The organism is Serratia sp. CY31944 (genome assembly GCF_052169175.1).
In the GTDB taxonomy this organism is placed as follows: Bacteria; Pseudomonadota; Gammaproteobacteria; order Enterobacterales; family Enterobacteriaceae; genus Serratia; species Serratia sarumanii.
In genome coordinates this window covers 74,172-89,794 of sequence record NZ_JBJNLG010000022.1, presented here as the reverse complement: position 1 = coordinate 89,794, position 15,623 = coordinate 74,172, and the positions used below count along the sequence as shown (strand labels likewise).

Genomic DNA, 15,623 nt, shown 5'->3' with positions numbered 1-15,623 from the left:
TTCCACCGATGGCGGTTCCAATCCAAACCCCTTACAACATCTACACCGCCAACGGCGTGACTACGGTATTTCCGTATGAGTTTTTAATTCTCGATGTCGGGGATTTAACAGTCTCCCTAAATGGAGAGCCTGTTACTTCTGGCTTTAGCATTACCGGCGTCGGCACAACTAATGGCGGCGATGTGATTTTCCTGACGCCGCCTGCAGCTGGCGTAACAGTGATGAATCTTCGCGAAATCCCAGCTACGCGACTGCAAAACTATCAGAACAACGGAGATCTGCTTGCGGCCACCGTCAACAACGATTTCGATCGGTTGTGGTTGGCAATCCAGCAATCTTACCTGTATCTCGGTTTGTGCCTGCAGCGCCCACTGCTCGGGGGTCCATTCAACGCCCACGGCTACCGAATCGGGAATTTAGCTGATCCTGTAAATCAGCAAGACGCGGCGACCAAAAATTATGTGCTGGTAAAAATTGCTGAATCAGACGCGGCCGGTTCTGAGGCACTGGCACAAGAGAGAGCAGCCAGAATTGCTGGGGATATAGCCGAAGCAGCCGCGCGCCAACGCGAAGACATTGCCATACGAAATGAACTTGCATCCTCAAACGCGCGCAGCGTCAGGTTCCCTTATGGTGTACAGCCTCTCCCACAATCTGGAACGGCAAATAAATTAATCGGCATCAATGCTCAAGGGCAGCCGGTGGCCGTTTCAGCTGACAGTGATTCTGGTACCGATCTTTCCCTCGAACTTTCTGATCAGTCGATACCAGGCGGCGCCGGTATGATTGGCTGGAATGGAGAGACAACCGCTGACGCGCTGGCAGGTGCATTATCATGCTCGGTGTCTCGGGTTTCGGATACGGGTTGGGGCTTCGCTAACTGGCCACAAGGGAAGGCCGTGGCTATTGGCGGTCGGGCATTCATCGGCTATAACCTGGGTTCTGATCACACATCGATTAATATGGATGCGATGTGTACGTCGACACGCGACGGCCAAAACTTTAGCCAGCCTCGGCGCATTGCTGCGCATACATCAAACGAATCTGCTGCTGCGTTCTCGCTAGGTAGAGATGCAGCCGGAACAAAATTATTTGCGTTTGTTCGATTCAGAAAGGGGACGAATGATAATGCAGAAATCCGCTACGAGATTTACGAATCAGTTAACAGTGGTGTGAATTGGTCATTCGTTAAGAATTTTAATTTTCTTAGTGATGCGGGTAATCCAGCCATTGCCCTACATGGATTTGAATTGACAGGTGATGGCAGGGGGATCGTTGGCTATCATTCTATTGATGGTGAGTTTGGTTGTCTGGTGTTCAACACATCAACGTATGAATATACAAAAATTAAGTTGTTAGATGCGTCAAGTAACTTAAATAATGGCAACATTATTCATGTGGAAGCTAACTTCTTGAAGCGGTCTGATAATGGGAAAATAATCATAATTTCCCGCAGCCAGTTTGCTGGCGTTCAAAAACCGCTGATGTGGGTGGCAGAGGATAACTTAACCTCAGTTACTGGGCCTGTAGAAACCTCTGTTCCGTTTAGTGTAAACCCAGTGAGTCCGGTATTTTCACCTGATTTCACGAAAGTACTTTTTTTCTACTGCTATCGGTTCGACCAGCAAAACCCCAACGCAGAGCAGGCCGGTCTTTGGGTTTCTGAACTTCCTGTTAATGATGCTTATAACCTGAATTGGTCTAACGCACGCACGTTTTGCCTGGTGCGCATCGCCGGTGAATATAACTTCGCTGCGGCAACTGCTGGTGTGCAGCATGCCGTTACGCTAGGCAACACGGTGCTGGTGCCGTTTGCGAGCATGGTTGAAGATAATCTCGATCGTTCTGATGTGTATTGCTTGAAGATAGATTATAACGAATCCCGTATGCAGAAGGGGGCCAGCACTCATCACTTAGGATCGCTTTCAGGAAGCCAATTTGGCGGCCGTGCGGAAATGCGTCTCAATGATGTAGGGCCATTCTCGGCGAGGATTAGGTTTAATGGACGCTCTGTTTTGGGGCTTGATGATGTATTGAGTATTGGCACCTATGGTTCAAACTTCACCCAAGGGATTGGGATGTACACATATAATGGCGGCCCACAAACCCCGGCGTTATTTATTCAGCCGTATACGGTTTCATATGATGGCTCAACGGGTCCGCTTGATATCAACAGGGATCTGAGAATCCTTGCCGCAAATAGAACAATTCACCTTGGCAAGGGCGCACGAATTAGAATTGGTGGCGACACTGGAACAGTAGGGCCGAGCCTTCTTTACCATAACAATGCGAGCAACACGATCGAGATAGGAACGACGCAGAGCGCGTATAACGTGCAGATGATTATGTACTCCTCTAACGGATTTACATTCAAACGGTCGTCATTTGCTGGCCCATCTGCTGCGGTTAATTTGATACTTGAGGATAGCAGCGGATCGCAATCTGTTATTTCTGGCGGTGGGTCAGTTAGCGGTATTGCATTCAGCACGCCTGGTGCATCGCAAGGCGTAAAAGTTACCAATGCTGGCGGGTTAACTTCAATCCGAGATTTAACACCGGGTAATTTTCTCGTTGCAGAACTCCCCGCCGGCCAAGATAAGGGGGCTTTTGTGTATGCGAGAAACGCGAGGAAAGCTGGTGAATCAGCTGGTTCCGGGACTGGCTGCCCCGTGTATTGGGATGGTTCGGCCTGGAGAACATTCTACGACAACTCAGTCGCTGCGGCTTAATCAACGCCGCCAAACGGCGGAGGTGGAGTATGAAAATGGAAAAGTTAACGACAGGTCTTTCTTATGGCGCCTCCGGTGGTGGCGCCGCATTTTGGTTTACTCGGCTGCTGGATGGTTATTCACCGGAGCAGTGGGCCGCAATAGGTGTTCTTGGAGGTCTGTTTTTCGCCTTCCTGACCTGGCTGATGAACCTTTATTTCAAGATTCGAGAGGATCGCCGCCGCGAAAGAATGGGGAGGATTGCCGATGAGCAAGCTGAATAAAACTGGCGCGGCCGGCGCAGTCTGTTCTGTCGCGGTAATCATCGGCCTGGTGCTATCAAGCGGTGAGGTAAAAACCAGCCGCGCTGGACTGGAGCTGATAGGCAATGCAGAGGGCTGCCGCCGCGACCCGTACAAATGCCCCGCTGATGTGTGGACGGATGGCATCGGCAACACGCACGGCGTTAAACAAGGCGCGCGCAAGACAGATCAGCAGATCGCCGCCGACTGGCAAAATAACATCTTGGCGGCTGAGCGGTGCGTTACAAACTATGCCGCCGGTGACAAGCTGCAGCAGGGTTCCTTCGACGCGGCGGTGAGCATCACGTTTAATGTCGGTTGCGCGGGGATGCAGAAATCGACGATGTTCCGGCTGTTCCGCCAGGGTGAAACTGTGGCCGCCTGCGAGCAGTTCCCGCGCTGGGTATATGCCGGCGGCGTAAAGCTAAACGGCCTGGTGATCCGCCGTGATAAGGAGCGCGCGCTATGTCTGGAAAAATAACGTCTGCGGTCTTGATCCTGCTGGCGCTGACGGCCGTTGTCGGCGCTGGCGCCTGGCTGGCATCTCGACACTACCAGCCAACGATTGACCGGCTCAATGAGTCGCTAACTCAATGCCGAGATACCGGCAGGCAGCTGGCGGCGATGATTGATAACCAGAGCGCTGGCATTGAGGCGCTGCGACGCGCTGATGCTGAACGAGAAGCCAAGGCCAAGGCTGATCAGGAAAAAGCCCGCAAGCAGGCTCGTAGCGATTATGAGAGGGCCAACGCAGTTATGGCCGAGCGCACTACCGGCGAATCATGCGGCGCGGCGTCTGCTGCTTTTGACGACGAGCTGCGTCGGGAGCGCGCCCAATGAAAAAACTGATCGTGGCTTCTGTTCTGGCACTGTCAGGCTGCTCAAGCGCGCCGCCGGCGCCGTCATACGTTGAAGTGAAAGTTCCGGTGGCCGTGCCATGCAAAACGGCCGACGTTGCGCGCCCGGCGTTCGCCGTTGATCAGCTGCCGATTGGTGCACCCATCGGCATGCAGATGCGGGCATTGCGTGCTGAACGCCATCAGCGCATCGGCTATGAGCGTGAGCTGCTGGCGGCGAACGAGGCATGCAAATAACGTTCGGAAGATGCAGAATTACGTTGCGCTAACTAACTGATTATAATGCGGTGCATTTGTACGGCATGTGGTGAAAATTTTCATAAAGCATTGTTTATAAATGTGTAAGCGATGAATTTAAAATCCCTCGGCTTATGGCTGTGCGGGTTCAAGTCCCGCCCCGGGTACCAGGGAACAAAAATACCGAATAATCAAAGCAATAAGTAGTAATGTCGTAACCGCCGAGAGGCGGTTTTTTTGTGCCTGAAATTCGCGTTACACCTGCATTCTTCCTTTTTTTGTCATACCCCATGCCCATGGATTGTCATCCTGCTTGCAGGGAGCCCCGCAGGGCTCCGCAGTACCAATCATAAGAAACCGAACGCCGCAGCGAGGATCCAGCCGAAGACGCAGGAGACGCTAACGCCGATCAGGCCGGGCAGAATAAAGCTGTGGTTGATCACGAAGCGGCCGATGCGGGTGGTGCCGGAGCGGTCGAACTGGATCGCTGCCAGATCGCTGGGATAGGTTGGCAGAATGTAATAGCCGTAGCAGGCCGGCGCCGAAGCGACGATATAGGCCGGGTTGACGCCGATCGCCAGCGCCACCGGCACCAGTGCCGCCAGCGCGGCGGCCTGCGAGTTGACGAATTTCGACACCAGCAGCAGGATCAGCGCATAGGCCCAGGGGTACTCTTTCACCAGCACGCCCAGCGTGGCTTCGATCTGCGCCAGGTGCGCGCCGAACATGGTTTCCGCCATCCAGGCGACGCCATACACCGCCACAATGGCGATCATGCCGGAGCGGAACACTTCGTTTTTAGAGATAGACGCCGGGTTGGTGCGGGTAATGATGACGATCAGCGCCCCGGCCATCAACATGCACATCTGGATCACCAGAACCATGGAGAGCGGCTTGCCGCCGAAGCTGGGCCGCAGCTCGGAAAATGCCCCCAGCACCGCCACCAGGGCGATGGTAGCGAGGAAAATCCACATGGCGATCCAGTTGCTGCGCGGCAGCACCCGGTCCAGCAAGGTGGCGGCATCGCCATAGACGTAGCGATGGTTCTCCGGCACCGAGATGAATTTCTGGAACTCCGGATCTTTGTCCAGGTCTTTGCCGCGGAACCAGCTGAAGATGCCGATCGCCAGAATGCCGCACAGGGTCGAAGGAATGGTGATCGACAGCAGATCGAGGAATTCCAGATGGCGGCCATTGAAGGTATAGCTGCTGAGCATCGCCACCAGTGAGACGACCGCTACCGAAACCGGGCTGGCGATAATGCCCATCTGCGCGCCGATCGAACTGGCCGCCATCGGCCGTTCCGGGCGGATGTTATTTTTGATCGCCACGTCATAAATGATCGGCAAGATGGTGTACACCACGTGCCCGGTGCCGCACAGAATAGTGAGAATGCAGGTCACGAACGGTGCGATGATCGAGACGTAACGTGGGTTGCGCCGCAGCATCCGTTCGGCGATTTGCAGCATCACGTCCAGCCCGCCAGAGGCCTGAAGGGTGGCGGAGGCCGCTACCACCGCGATGATCACCAGCATTACGTCTACCGGTGGTTTGCCGGGCTGCAGGTGAAAGCCGAACACCAGGATCATCAACCCGATACCGCCCAGTAACCCCAGCGCAATGCCGCCCTTGCGCGCCCCATACAGCAGGCATGCCAATATAACCGCTAATTGCAGAAAGAAATCCATGATAGATACGCCTTAATAATGTTGAACTTAACTGCGTTCAGTTTCCGGCGGCGGTTACAACAGAAAGTTGTTTTAAATCTAAAGGCGCTAAAAAATTGTGGTTATTAACGCTAAAGAGTGATGGTGCTCACACTCAGTGAATCAAGGGGGAAGAAGCCACCAGCACGAAAAAGCAAGCCAACAGGTCAGACCTCTACTATATGAAAGGTTTACTGATCCGAGGAGAAAACCATGGACCCGACAAAAATGACCGGGCTGGCGCTGTTACAGGCTGCAATGGCCGGCAAGATCCCAGCGGCCTCGATCGCTGAAACCGTGCCCATGAAGCCGGTTGCGGTGGAAGAAGGGTATATCCGCATCGTGGCGCGGGCAGACGGGCGCCATCTGAATCCGCTGGGTGGCGTACATGGCGGCTTTGCCGCCACGGTATTGGACTCGGTGACCGGTTGCGCGGTGCACAGTACGCTGGGCGCAGGCGTAGGCTACGGCACCGTCGATCTGCAGGTAAAAATGCTGCGCCCTGTGCCGAAGGAGAGTGACCTGATCGCCGAGGGGCGTCTGGTCTATGCGGCGAAGAACGTTGCTTTCGCTGAAGGCACGCTCAAAACGGCGGAAGGGAAGCTGCTGGCTTCGGCAACCGCCACTTGTTTTATCATTCGCCCTACCGAACAAGCACCGCAATAACTCGCTCGTGATAGGGCTTCGGGCTATCAACCCGGGGCCCGATGCATTTCTCTTCGGCTGCATAGATTGCTACGCTACGATGACAGGCGCGATACGCCATTGTGGTCTAGTATTCTTGGGGAAAAATTTATCGGAGTGATTATGCAGCCGTATAAAGAGGTTGAGTTTGATCATGAGCTTTGTCTGGCGATCGGCAAAGCCGTATTAGACGTGGTGGCGCAGGGGGAGGAAACCAGCGCTCCGGCGGTGATGAACGCGATTGAGCGGTCGGTGGAACAGGGGTTGAATGACGACGAAACGGCCATCGCCGACGACGCCCTGGATTTGATGGCTCGTCTCGTCCACGGCTTCAGCTTCATAAATCTAGCGGATGAAGAGGATACTTCCCATGCATTGGTTGAATTTCAAACGCTACAAGAGTGACGTTGCCAAACAGGCCGTGCCGCCGCATTTGAATGCGGCTGAATTTGCGCGGCATTACGCCGACAAGCCGCAAGCCGATACGGAAGAGTATCTTTCGCTGAGCGGGGAGATGTGCTGGGATGCGGTGGTGCTGTGCGCTCACCGTTCAGGCGCGCTCAGCAAGGCGAAATACAAGCAGCTGTGGCAGACGGTGTTCGATAAGCAATACAAACATTTCGTCAGCCCGGACGATACCGAGATCCGCACCATGGCCGATATGTTGCGCGCGCCGCAGGGATGTTTTATCGGCATATTTTCCCTGCGTGACGCGACGGCGCCCCGTTTGCTGCATGCCATGATCGGCACCGGTGCAGGCTTTGCCGCCGGCAATAAAAATCTTTGCATCGGCGTGGGGGGCGCGGTCGGTTGGGAAAATCTCAATCTGGCACGCGATCTGCGCTGGCAGCCGGCAGGCGGTTTTTTACGCCAGGGCGACAACGAAGTGCTGCGCATTTTTTATCGGCCTTTCCCCGCCTGAGCCGGTTCGCCTGCTTTTAGAGTAAAAACCGCCGTCTGGCGGTTTTTTGTTGGCGCGTGTCGCCCTTATTTGAACCCGCCGTTGCGAATGAATTCGAGACCGGCGGCGGTGATCCGCGTTTGATGCGGGTCGATATCATAGTTGTTCTCGTCGATGTCGCTCATCACATAGGCCTGTATCAGGCCCTTGGTTTTGAGATAGGCGAAGGGATCGGCGAAGGCGTGCGGGCTGGTGGCGTCTTGTTTCCACAGTTCATAGGTTTTTTCATCCAGCGTGCCGGGGTGATTGGCGGCCAGCCGGGTCAGGATCTGATTGTAGAACGCATAATCGGTCATGATGCGATCCTCTTTATCGCGAGCGGCAGTCTCGGAAAATGGCGGTAAGGTCTTTCAATCATAGCCGATGTTTTCCGCCGTCGGCATGGGGTTAGCCGCGTTGGCTTTCAATCCAGTGGAACAGACGTGAAATGCTCAAGGTGATATCACCGATGTTGAAGAGTGCGCCAAGCCACAGGGCGAGCATAACCAGGATGCCGATGATGATGGAAAGGTCCATCGTGCTCATGATTATGTTCTTCATTAATAAAGGTGTGCGGCAAAGCGTGCCACCAATCCCGCTTGCCATAAAATGCGCTGCGCATTATTCCTTTTGAAATCAAAGTAAAAAAGCCACCCAAACGGGTGGCTTTTGTGTTTTCGCGCCGATCAATCCAGCTTGGGATGCTGGTCGATCAGGATCTGCTTTTTCTTTTCCAATTCGGCGATCTGCGCGTTGATGTCCTCGACTTTCTGTTCGATGTTGTCGTAGGTCTCCTGCAGCAGCTCTTTCGCTTCTGAGCGATCCGAAGCGGCCGGCGTCGCGCCGCGCAGCGGCTTGTTGGCGGTTTCTTTCATGTACAGACCGGTGATAAGACCGATCACCGCCACAACCATCAGGTAGTAGGCCGGCATGTACAGGTTGCCGGTCGCTTCGACCAGCCAAGCGGCGGCGGTCGGCGTCGCACCGGCGATCAGCACCGAAATGTTGAACGAAATTGCCAGCGCGCTGTAACGGATGTGCGTCGGGAACATCGCCGGCAGAATCGAGGCCATCACCCCGGTGAAGGAGTTGAGCAGCACCGCCAGCACCAGCAGACCGACGAAGATCAGGCCAATCACGTTGCTGTTGATCAGAATGAAGCACGGGATCGCCAGCGCCAACAGGCCGATGCTGCCGCCGATAATGAACGGCTTACGGCCAATGCGGTCGCTGGTCAGGCCGATCACCGGCTGTACGAACAGCATGCCGATCATGATGGCGATGATGATCAGAACGCCGTGATCTTCCGAGTAGTGCAGGTTATGCGACAGGTAGCTCGGCATGTAGGTCAGCAGCATGTAATAGGTCACGTTGGTGGAGATGACGATACCGACGCACACCAGCAAACTTTTCCAGTGTTTGGCCGCGATCTCTTTGAACGAGGTTTTTGGCGGATTTTCGATGGCGTTGCGGTCATCTTTTTCCATCTTGTCCACGTGCTGCTGGAACGCCGGGGTTTCTTCCAACGCATGGCGCAGATAGAGACCGATCAGGCCCAGCGGTGCGGCGATGAAGAACGGGATACGCCAGCCCCAGTCGAGGAAGTTGGCTTCGCCGACGATGCTGGAGATCAGCACCACCACGCCTGCACCCATCACAAAGCCGGCGATGGAACCGAAGTCTAACCAGCTACCCATAAAACCGCGTTTGCGATCCGGCGAGTATTCGGCGACGAAGATCGCCGCACCGGAATATTCACCGCCGACGGAGAAGCCCTGCGCCAGTTTGGCCAGCAGCAGCAGGATCGGCGCCCAGATGCCGATCGACGCATAGGACGGGATCAGGCCGATACAGAAGGTGCTGACCGCCATAATGATAATGGTGATCGAGAGCACTTTCTGGCGACCGAACTTGTCGCCCATGGCGCCGAAGAACAGGCCGCCGAGCGGACGCACCAGGAAGGGCACGGAGAAGGTCGCCAGCGCGGCGATCATTTGCACGCCGGGAGAGGCGCCTGGGAAGAAGACCTGGCCGAGCGCATAGGCGACAAAGCCGTATACGCCGAAGTCGAACCACTCCATCGCGTTGCCCAGAGCCGCCGCGGTGATCGCCTTCTTGAGTTTGCTGTCATCGATGATGGTGATGTCGTTAATGTGCATCGGTTTATGTCGTTTTTTTCTTAACTTCATATAATCATCCCTTAATGAATTATTCGTTGTTCGTGAAAGCGTAATCTCCGTTCACTGTTGTTTTCGAGTTATCAAATCGGCTAATCGAATCGCGGTTCAAGACGATTCATTATCCACATTTAAGTTGGGATGTGGATCACAAAATATCGTCGTTTATGCCAAGGTTATGTCATTTAGGTGACTAATTATTTTGCATCTATAGCTTAACGTTATATCTTGCGCCGATCAAATCCAGCAGTTTAACTTAAGTGTTTGCACCGATTTGGTGCGAGAATGGTCTAATAATTGTGCGATTTGACGGTTTTTCGTCTGATTGGGAATGTTTGAAGTATAGAGAGTACGGGCGATAAAACAGGAAAAATTGATGTGTTTACCGCTAAAAAATCACCTGGCCGGAGGAGAGCCAGGCAGTTTGGTTTAGGGTACCGACGAACCGCCGAATTCCAGATAGATTTTCGCCAGGTTCTGGTACTGCGCGAAGCGGTTCTCGTCCACCGCCAGTTCCGCCTGCCGGCGCTGCTCCTGAGCATTTAGCCAGTCGATAATGGTGACGGCGCCCTGCCGGTAACGCACCTCGTTCAGCCGCTCCGATTTGCGCGCCAATGCCAGCGAGGCCTGCAGCTGCGTCTCTTGTGCCCGCAGCTGTGCGCGCAGCGACAGCGCGTTATTCACATCGCCCATCGCCTTGTACAGCGCCTGCCTGAATTCCAGCACCTGCTGTTCGTAGTCGTTACGGGCAATCTTGATATCCACCCCCATTTGCCGCCACTGCAGGAACGGCAGCGTCAGGCCGGCGCCGAGGCTGCCCGTCGGGTTGCGCAGGAACTCCAGCAGCGCGCTGCTGCTGGCGCCCAGCGAGCCGGTCAGGCTGAACGCGGGATAGTACTGCAGACGTTTCTCGTCGACGTTGGCCAGGGCGGCGCGCAACCGCAGCTCTTTGGCGCTGAGATCCGGGCGCCGGCTCAAGACGCTGGCGGGAATGCCGGTGTTGATCTGCGGCATCGCCGTCGTCGGCAGACGCGCGGGCGCGATAGTGGCCTGGCCTGAAGGCGCGCCCAGCAGCACCGCCTGTTCATTCAGCGCCTGTTGACGATCGTGTTGCAACGCCAGCAGCCGGCTTTCCTGCGTCAGCACGTTTTGTTCCGCGTTCACCATGTCCAGCGCCGAGATGCTGCCGGCCCGGTAGCGGGCGTTGGCCAGCCGCAGCGTCTGTTTGGCGTAGGCGATGCTCGCCTGGCTGACGCCGATCTGCTGATTGAGGAAGCCGATGCGCCAGTAATTCGTGGCGGCGTTGGCCAGCAGCGTCAGGCGCGCCGTCTGCAGATCCTGCGCGGAAGCCTGGCTGGCCCACTCGGCGGCGTCGCGCTGGCGCGCCAGCTTGCCCCAAAGGTCGACTTCATAGCTGGTGGTGAGCGACGCGTTGCTGGTTTTATTCCACGCGGAGGACTCCGACAGCGGGCGATTGATGCCGCTGTTCAACGAGGCGTTGACGTCGGGGGCGGTGCTGATGCCGACGCGTTCCGCCTCGAGCCGCGCACGGTAGACGCGCAGCACGGCGACGGCCAGATCGTTGTTGCTGGCCATCACCTGTTGCAGCCAGCGATCGAGCTCGGGATCGTGGAAATCGCGCCAGTCGAACGGCGTCGGCGCGGCGTTGTCGGCGGCGTGCTGCCAGCTCGTCGGATAGTTGACCTGCGGCGCGCGGTAGTCGCTTTTCAGGGCATTGCCGCAGCCGGCGGTGAGCAGGGCGGCGAGGCTTAACGCCAGGGGAGATAAAATTTTCATGGGTTACTCGCTGGCCAATGAAACGACCGGATCCATCCTTGCCGCTTTGCGGGCGGGGAGATAACCGAAGATCATGCCGATTAAGGTTGAACAGAAAAACGCCGTCGCGGCGGCTTGCCAGGAATAGATGGCGGTGAACATGCCGCCCGCCAGCGAGGTGAACAGCGAACCGGCGGCGAACGACAGTGCGATGCCTAATGCGCCGCCGATCAAACAGACCAGCACCGCCTCGATCATGAACTGTTGCATGATGTCGCCGCGCCTTGCGCCGACCGCCATGCGCACGCCGATCTCATGGGTGCGCTCGGTCACCGAGACCAGCATGATGTTCATCACGCCCAGGCTGCCGATCACCAGCGAGATCGAGGCCACCATCAGGATCAGCAAACTGAGCGTCATCGAGGTGCGCTCGATCGATTTACGGAACTGATCGCGGTTGAACGTCATGAAATCTTTTACGCCATGCCGCTGAGTCAGCAACTGCGTGATGGCGCTGACGGCGGCTTCGCTGGCGACGTCATCCTTCAAGCGCACGGTGATGCCGCTGAGCGTGGTTTTGCCGACCATACGGTACATCACCGTGCTGTAGGGCATCCAGACGCTGATGCGGTTGGGCGCGTAGCTGTGTTCGCTTTTGGCGACGCCGACCACCCGCGCCGGCACCGAGCCGAGAAACACGATCTGGCCGAGCGGCTCGACGCCGAAATCGCCGAACAGCGCCTGGCGCGCATTGTCGTCGATGATCACTTCCTGCAGCGCATTGCGATCGTCGCGGAAGGTGGCGCCTTGCACCAGCGTGATGCCGTTGACGCGGAAATAGTCGCGGCCGACGCCGGTGATTGACGCGGTGGCGGATTTGCTGCGAAAACGGATGCTGTCGGACGCGCTGACTTCCGGGCTGACGCTGTCGACGAAGCTTTGCTGCGCCAGCGCGTCGGCATCGGCCGGCACCAGGGTGCGGATGCTGTCGATGGCGTCGTCGAAGAAGTCACGCCCCGGATAGATGCTCACCACGTTGGTGCCGAGCCCCTTGATATTCTCCAGCGTGCGCTGTTTGGCGCCTTCGCCCAGCGCGACTACCGTAACGACGGCGGCGATGCCGAAGATAATGCCGGTCATGGTCAACGCGGTGCGCAGGCGGTGGGCGTTCATCGCCTTCAGCGCCATGTGCAGCGACTCGCGGGTGCGGTCGATAAGACTTTGCCAGCCGCTTTGCCGGCTGCGGTTCGGCGGCGGTAGCGCGACGGCGGGTGCCGATTGGCGTCCGCTGTCAGCGATGATTTTGCCGTCTTGCAGTTCGATGACGCGCTGCGCATGTTGCGCCACTTTCATATCGTGGGTGACGATCACCACGGTGTGGCCGCGTTGGTTCAGCTCGCTGAGGATCGCCAGCACTTCCTGGCCGGATTGGGTGTCCAGCGCGCCGGTCGGTTCGTCCGCCAGGATAATTTCGCCGCCGTTGATCAGCGAGCGCGCGATGCTGACGCGCTGCTGCTGGCCGCCGGAAAGCTGGCCGGGCTTGTGGTCTTCGCGCCCCTCCAGGCCCAACCGCGCCAGCAGTTGCGCCGCTCGCTGCCGCCGCTGATCGCGCCGGGCGTTGGCGTAGATGGCCGGGATTTCAACGTTGCTCAGCGCGTTGAGATCGGGCATCAGGTGGTAACGCTGGAAGATAAAGCCGATATGCTCGCGGCGCAGGCGGGCCAGTTCGTCCGGCGACAGGTGGGCGGCGTTCTGGCCGCTGATGTAGTAGTCGCCGCGATCCGGCACATCGAGGCAGCCCATGATGTTCATCAGCGTCGATTTGCCGGAACCGGAGGCGCCGATGATCGCCACCAGTTCGCCGGCGGCGATGGTCAAATCGATGTCTTTCAACACCGTCAGCGCCTGGCCGCCGTTGGTGTACGTTCGGCTGATGCCTTTTAGCTCGATGATCGCGTTCACAGGAAGATGCCATCCTCAGCCGGCTTGGCGGCGGGCTGCGACAGCACCACGGTTTCACCGGCTTTCAGGCCGCTGAGGATCTGAATGTCGACGTTGTTGGTGATGCCGGTGGTCACTTTGCGCGTTTCCAGCCGCTGGTCTTGGGTCAGCACCTGCACCTGCTGCTCTTTGCCATCGATTTTATGCACTGCCTGGATCGGCACCAGCAGGGTGTTCTTCGCTTCGCCGAGCAGCAAGGACACCTGCGCGGTCATGGCGATGCGCAGGCGGTTTTCCGGATTGGGCACGTCCAGCAGCGCGTTGTAATAGACCGACGCGTTCGAGGTGCCGGAACCGGAGGCGGAGCTGGTGCCGGCGAGCGAGTCGTCTTTCATTACCGATTCCGGTGCCAGTTCGATGGTGCGCAGCGTGGCGTCGTAGCGTTTATCCGGATCGGAAAAAATAGTGAAGTACGCCTTTTGCCCCGGTGAAATGCGGGTGATGTCGGCTTCGGAGATCTGCGCCTTGATGGTCATCATATCCAGCCGCGCCAGCTTGACGATGGTCGGCGCGCTTTGGCTGGAGTTGACCGTTTGCCCCTGCTGCGTAACCACGGCGATGACGATGCCGTCCATCGGCGCGACCACGCGGGTATAGCCCAGATCGATTTTTTTCTTGTCGACTTCAATCTGCGCCTGCACCAGGCGGGCATTGAGCGAAAGCTGCTCGGCGCGGGTGGTGGCGAGCGTGGCTTCGGCGGTTTCGAAGTCCTCCCGCGAGCTGGCTTCGTCGTTCAGCATGCGGCGCTGGCGTTTGAAACGCGATTCGGCCTGTTTCAGCTGCGCCTGTTTGGCCTGCAGTTCGGCCTTGATGACGTTCAGCGCCGCCTCGGCGTTGCGCAGATCGTTGCGCTGTTGCAGATCGTCGATGTCGGCGATCGGTTGCCCTTTGGTGACGCGATCGCCCAGTTTGACCTTCAGCGATTTCACTTCACCGGAGACCCGCGCACCGACGTTAACGCGTTCGACGGCATCCAGTCGCCCGGTGGCCAGCACGGCGTTCTCGATATCGCCCAGGCGGGCCGTTGCGGTAACGTAATCCTGCTGCGGCGGGCGTTGCCAATAGAGGGCCAGCGCGATGGCGACGCAGATGAAAATGATGACGGCGATCAACGCCAGACGACGGGGGGTTAGTTTCAGTGAAGTCATGCCCAGGTTTTCCATAACGATAAAAGCGGCGGTTCCAGTCTGCCATCATGGCAGCGCCAGCTTGAACTGGCGCTAAACGTGAGGCGCTTTCCCGCTGGAAAGGAGATAGTAAAGGCTTTCCCGCTAAAGATCACGGCGAGTTATTATCCTTCGGGGTGCAACCGGCTGTGTGGCGCGTTATACTGGGTAAAAAACCAGTATTCATTCATCAGCAGGATAACGCCGCCGCCATGATGCCAAACCGCCTCGAGCCGGAACTCGACATTTACCAATACCCGGAGCACCTGCGCGCCTGTCTGGCGCCGTTGCCCAAGGGGCCGGGCGTCTATCTGTTCCACGGCGAGAGCGAAAGCCTGCCGCTTTACATCGGTAAAAGCGTCAACGTACGCAGCCGGGTGATGGCGCATTTTCGCGCGCAGGACGAGGCGAAAATGCTGCGCCAAACCCGGCGCATCAGCTTTATCGAGACCGCCGGCGAGTTGGGCGCATTGCTGCTGGAGGCGCAGTTGATCAAGCAGCAACAACCGTTGTTCAACAAACGCCTGCGGCGCTCGAAACAGCTGTGTGCGCTGCGTCTGCAGGCGGACACGGTGACGATTGCCCACGCCAAAGAGATCGATTTCGCCGTCACGCCCCACCTCTACGGGCTGTTTGCCAATCGCCATGCCGCGCTGGAAAAACTGCGCGCCATCGCCGACGAGCATCGTTTATGTTATGGCAAGCTGGGGATCGACAAGCTGCCCGCGGGGCGAGCCTGCTTCCGCTACAGCCTGCGCAAGTGCGCCGGCGCCTGCTGCGGCGTGGAGTCGGCGCAGGAACATGCGCGGCGGCTCGGCGCGGCGCTTGAACAGCTGCGCATCGCCTGTTGGCCATTCGCCGGGCGCGTGGCATTGGAAGAACAGGGCGAGACGCTGCGTCAGTACCATGTGATTCACAATTGGTTTTATCTGGGCTCGGTCAGCAGCCTGGCGCAGGCGCAGCGGCTGCAGAGTGCGGCCAGCCATTTTGACAGCGATGGCTACAAGATTTTGTGCAAGCCGCTCATGGCCGGCGATTATCGGATTATTGAGCTGTCGTAATGCCATAA

At 57.3% G+C, this 15,623-nt stretch carries 16 protein-coding genes; 9 read left to right on the top strand and 7 right to left on the bottom strand.

Annotated features, from left to right (window positions below):
- Positions 1-8 precede the first annotated feature (8 nt).
- Genes ACJ8IN_RS20750 through ACJ8IN_RS20730 form a run of 5 tightly spaced genes read left to right on the top strand, consistent with a single transcriptional unit; the run spans position 9 to position 4,104 of the window.
- Positions 9-2,729 (top strand): phage tail fiber domain-containing protein, encoded by a 2,721-nt coding sequence (locus ACJ8IN_RS20750; RefSeq protein WP_308325620.1) that lies wholly within the window; start codon positions 9-11, stop codon positions 2,727-2,729.
- 29 nt (positions 2,730-2,758) lie between these two features.
- Positions 2,759-2,992 carry a class II holin family protein gene (locus ACJ8IN_RS20745; protein WP_060706595.1) on the top strand — a complete coding sequence of 78 codons (234 nt, stop codon included), beginning with the start codon at positions 2,759-2,761 and terminating at the stop codon, positions 2,990-2,992.
- Positions 2,976-3,491, top strand: coding sequence for a lysozyme (locus tag ACJ8IN_RS20740; RefSeq protein ID WP_308325621.1), 516 nt, complete (start codon positions 2,976-2,978; stop codon positions 3,489-3,491). Before ACJ8IN_RS20745 ends, ACJ8IN_RS20740 begins: the two co-directional genes overlap by 17 nt.
- Complete coding sequence (locus ACJ8IN_RS20735) at positions 3,476-3,850, top strand: hypothetical protein (protein ID WP_308325622.1); 375 nt, start codon at positions 3,476-3,478, stop codon at positions 3,848-3,850. Before ACJ8IN_RS20740 ends, ACJ8IN_RS20735 begins: the two co-directional genes overlap by 16 nt.
- On the top strand, positions 3,847-4,104 hold the full coding sequence (locus tag ACJ8IN_RS20730; protein ID WP_308325623.1) for a hypothetical protein: 258 nt from the start codon (positions 3,847-3,849) through the stop codon (positions 4,102-4,104). The genes ACJ8IN_RS20735 and ACJ8IN_RS20730 overlap by 4 nt, the downstream gene beginning before the upstream one ends.
- Positions 4,105-4,451: 347 nt before the next feature.
- Here ACJ8IN_RS20730 and ACJ8IN_RS20725 read toward each other — a convergent pair whose 3' ends face one another.
- On the bottom strand, positions 4,452-5,792 hold the full coding sequence (locus ACJ8IN_RS20725; RefSeq protein WP_033646470.1) for an anaerobic C4-dicarboxylate transporter: 1,341 nt from the start codon (positions 5,790-5,792) through the stop codon (positions 4,452-4,454).
- Between the two features lie 231 nt (positions 5,793-6,023).
- Here ACJ8IN_RS20725 and ACJ8IN_RS20720 point away from each other — a divergent pair, with 231 nt between their 5' ends.
- The 3 genes from ACJ8IN_RS20720 to ACJ8IN_RS20710 all read left to right on the top strand — a co-directional run bounded on the left by ACJ8IN_RS20720 (position 6,024) and on the right by ACJ8IN_RS20710 (position 7,416).
- Positions 6,024-6,476, top strand: coding sequence for a PaaI family thioesterase (locus tag ACJ8IN_RS20720; protein WP_033654150.1), 453 nt, complete (start codon positions 6,024-6,026; stop codon positions 6,474-6,476).
- A gap of 141 nt (positions 6,477-6,617) precedes the next feature.
- Positions 6,618-6,899 carry a hypothetical protein gene (locus ACJ8IN_RS20715; protein ID WP_033638003.1) on the top strand — a complete coding sequence of 94 codons (282 nt, stop codon included), beginning with the start codon at positions 6,618-6,620 and terminating at the stop codon, positions 6,897-6,899.
- Positions 6,865-7,416, top strand: coding sequence for a hypothetical protein (locus tag ACJ8IN_RS20710; protein WP_047568113.1), 552 nt, complete (start codon positions 6,865-6,867; stop codon positions 7,414-7,416). Before ACJ8IN_RS20715 ends, ACJ8IN_RS20710 begins: the two co-directional genes overlap by 35 nt.
- A 65-nt stretch (positions 7,417-7,481) precedes the next feature.
- Here the strand turns inward: ACJ8IN_RS20710 and ACJ8IN_RS20705 are convergent, their stop codons facing one another.
- The 6 genes from ACJ8IN_RS20705 to ACJ8IN_RS20680 form a co-directional block, all read right to left on the bottom strand.
- Complete coding sequence (locus ACJ8IN_RS20705) at positions 7,482-7,751, bottom strand: hypothetical protein (protein ID WP_033646469.1); 270 nt, start codon at positions 7,749-7,751, stop codon at positions 7,482-7,484.
- A 91-nt stretch (positions 7,752-7,842) separates the two neighbouring features.
- Complete coding sequence (locus ACJ8IN_RS20700) at positions 7,843-7,980, bottom strand: hypothetical protein (RefSeq protein WP_162062229.1); 138 nt, start codon at positions 7,978-7,980, stop codon at positions 7,843-7,845.
- Between the two features lie 140 nt (positions 7,981-8,120).
- A complete protein-coding gene (gene proP, locus ACJ8IN_RS20695) occupies positions 8,121-9,623 on the bottom strand; it encodes a glycine betaine/L-proline transporter ProP (RefSeq protein WP_033638006.1) in 1,503 nt (500 codons plus the stop codon).
- 417 nt (positions 9,624-10,040) lie between these two features.
- Positions 10,041-11,408, bottom strand: coding sequence for a TolC family protein (locus ACJ8IN_RS20690; protein ID WP_197846649.1), 1,368 nt, complete (start codon positions 11,406-11,408; stop codon positions 10,041-10,043).
- A gap of 3 nt (positions 11,409-11,411) precedes the next feature.
- Positions 11,412-13,349 carry a MacB family efflux pump subunit gene (locus tag ACJ8IN_RS20685; RefSeq protein ID WP_047568108.1) on the bottom strand — a complete coding sequence of 646 codons (1,938 nt, stop codon included), beginning with the start codon at positions 13,347-13,349 and terminating at the stop codon, positions 11,412-11,414.
- The gene (locus tag ACJ8IN_RS20680) at positions 13,346-14,527 is read right to left on the bottom strand and encodes an efflux RND transporter periplasmic adaptor subunit (protein WP_047571648.1); all 1,182 of its coding nucleotides are present in this window, start codon (positions 14,525-14,527) and stop codon (positions 13,346-13,348) included. Before ACJ8IN_RS20680 ends, ACJ8IN_RS20685 begins: the two co-directional genes overlap by 4 nt.
- A 239-nt stretch (positions 14,528-14,766) precedes the next feature.
- On the opposite strand from ACJ8IN_RS20680, the gene cho reads away from it, so the two are divergent.
- Positions 14,767-15,615 carry an excinuclease Cho gene (gene cho, locus ACJ8IN_RS20675; protein ID WP_308325624.1) on the top strand — a complete coding sequence of 283 codons (849 nt, stop codon included), beginning with the start codon at positions 14,767-14,769 and terminating at the stop codon, positions 15,613-15,615.
- Positions 15,616-15,623: the final 8 nt, after the last annotated feature.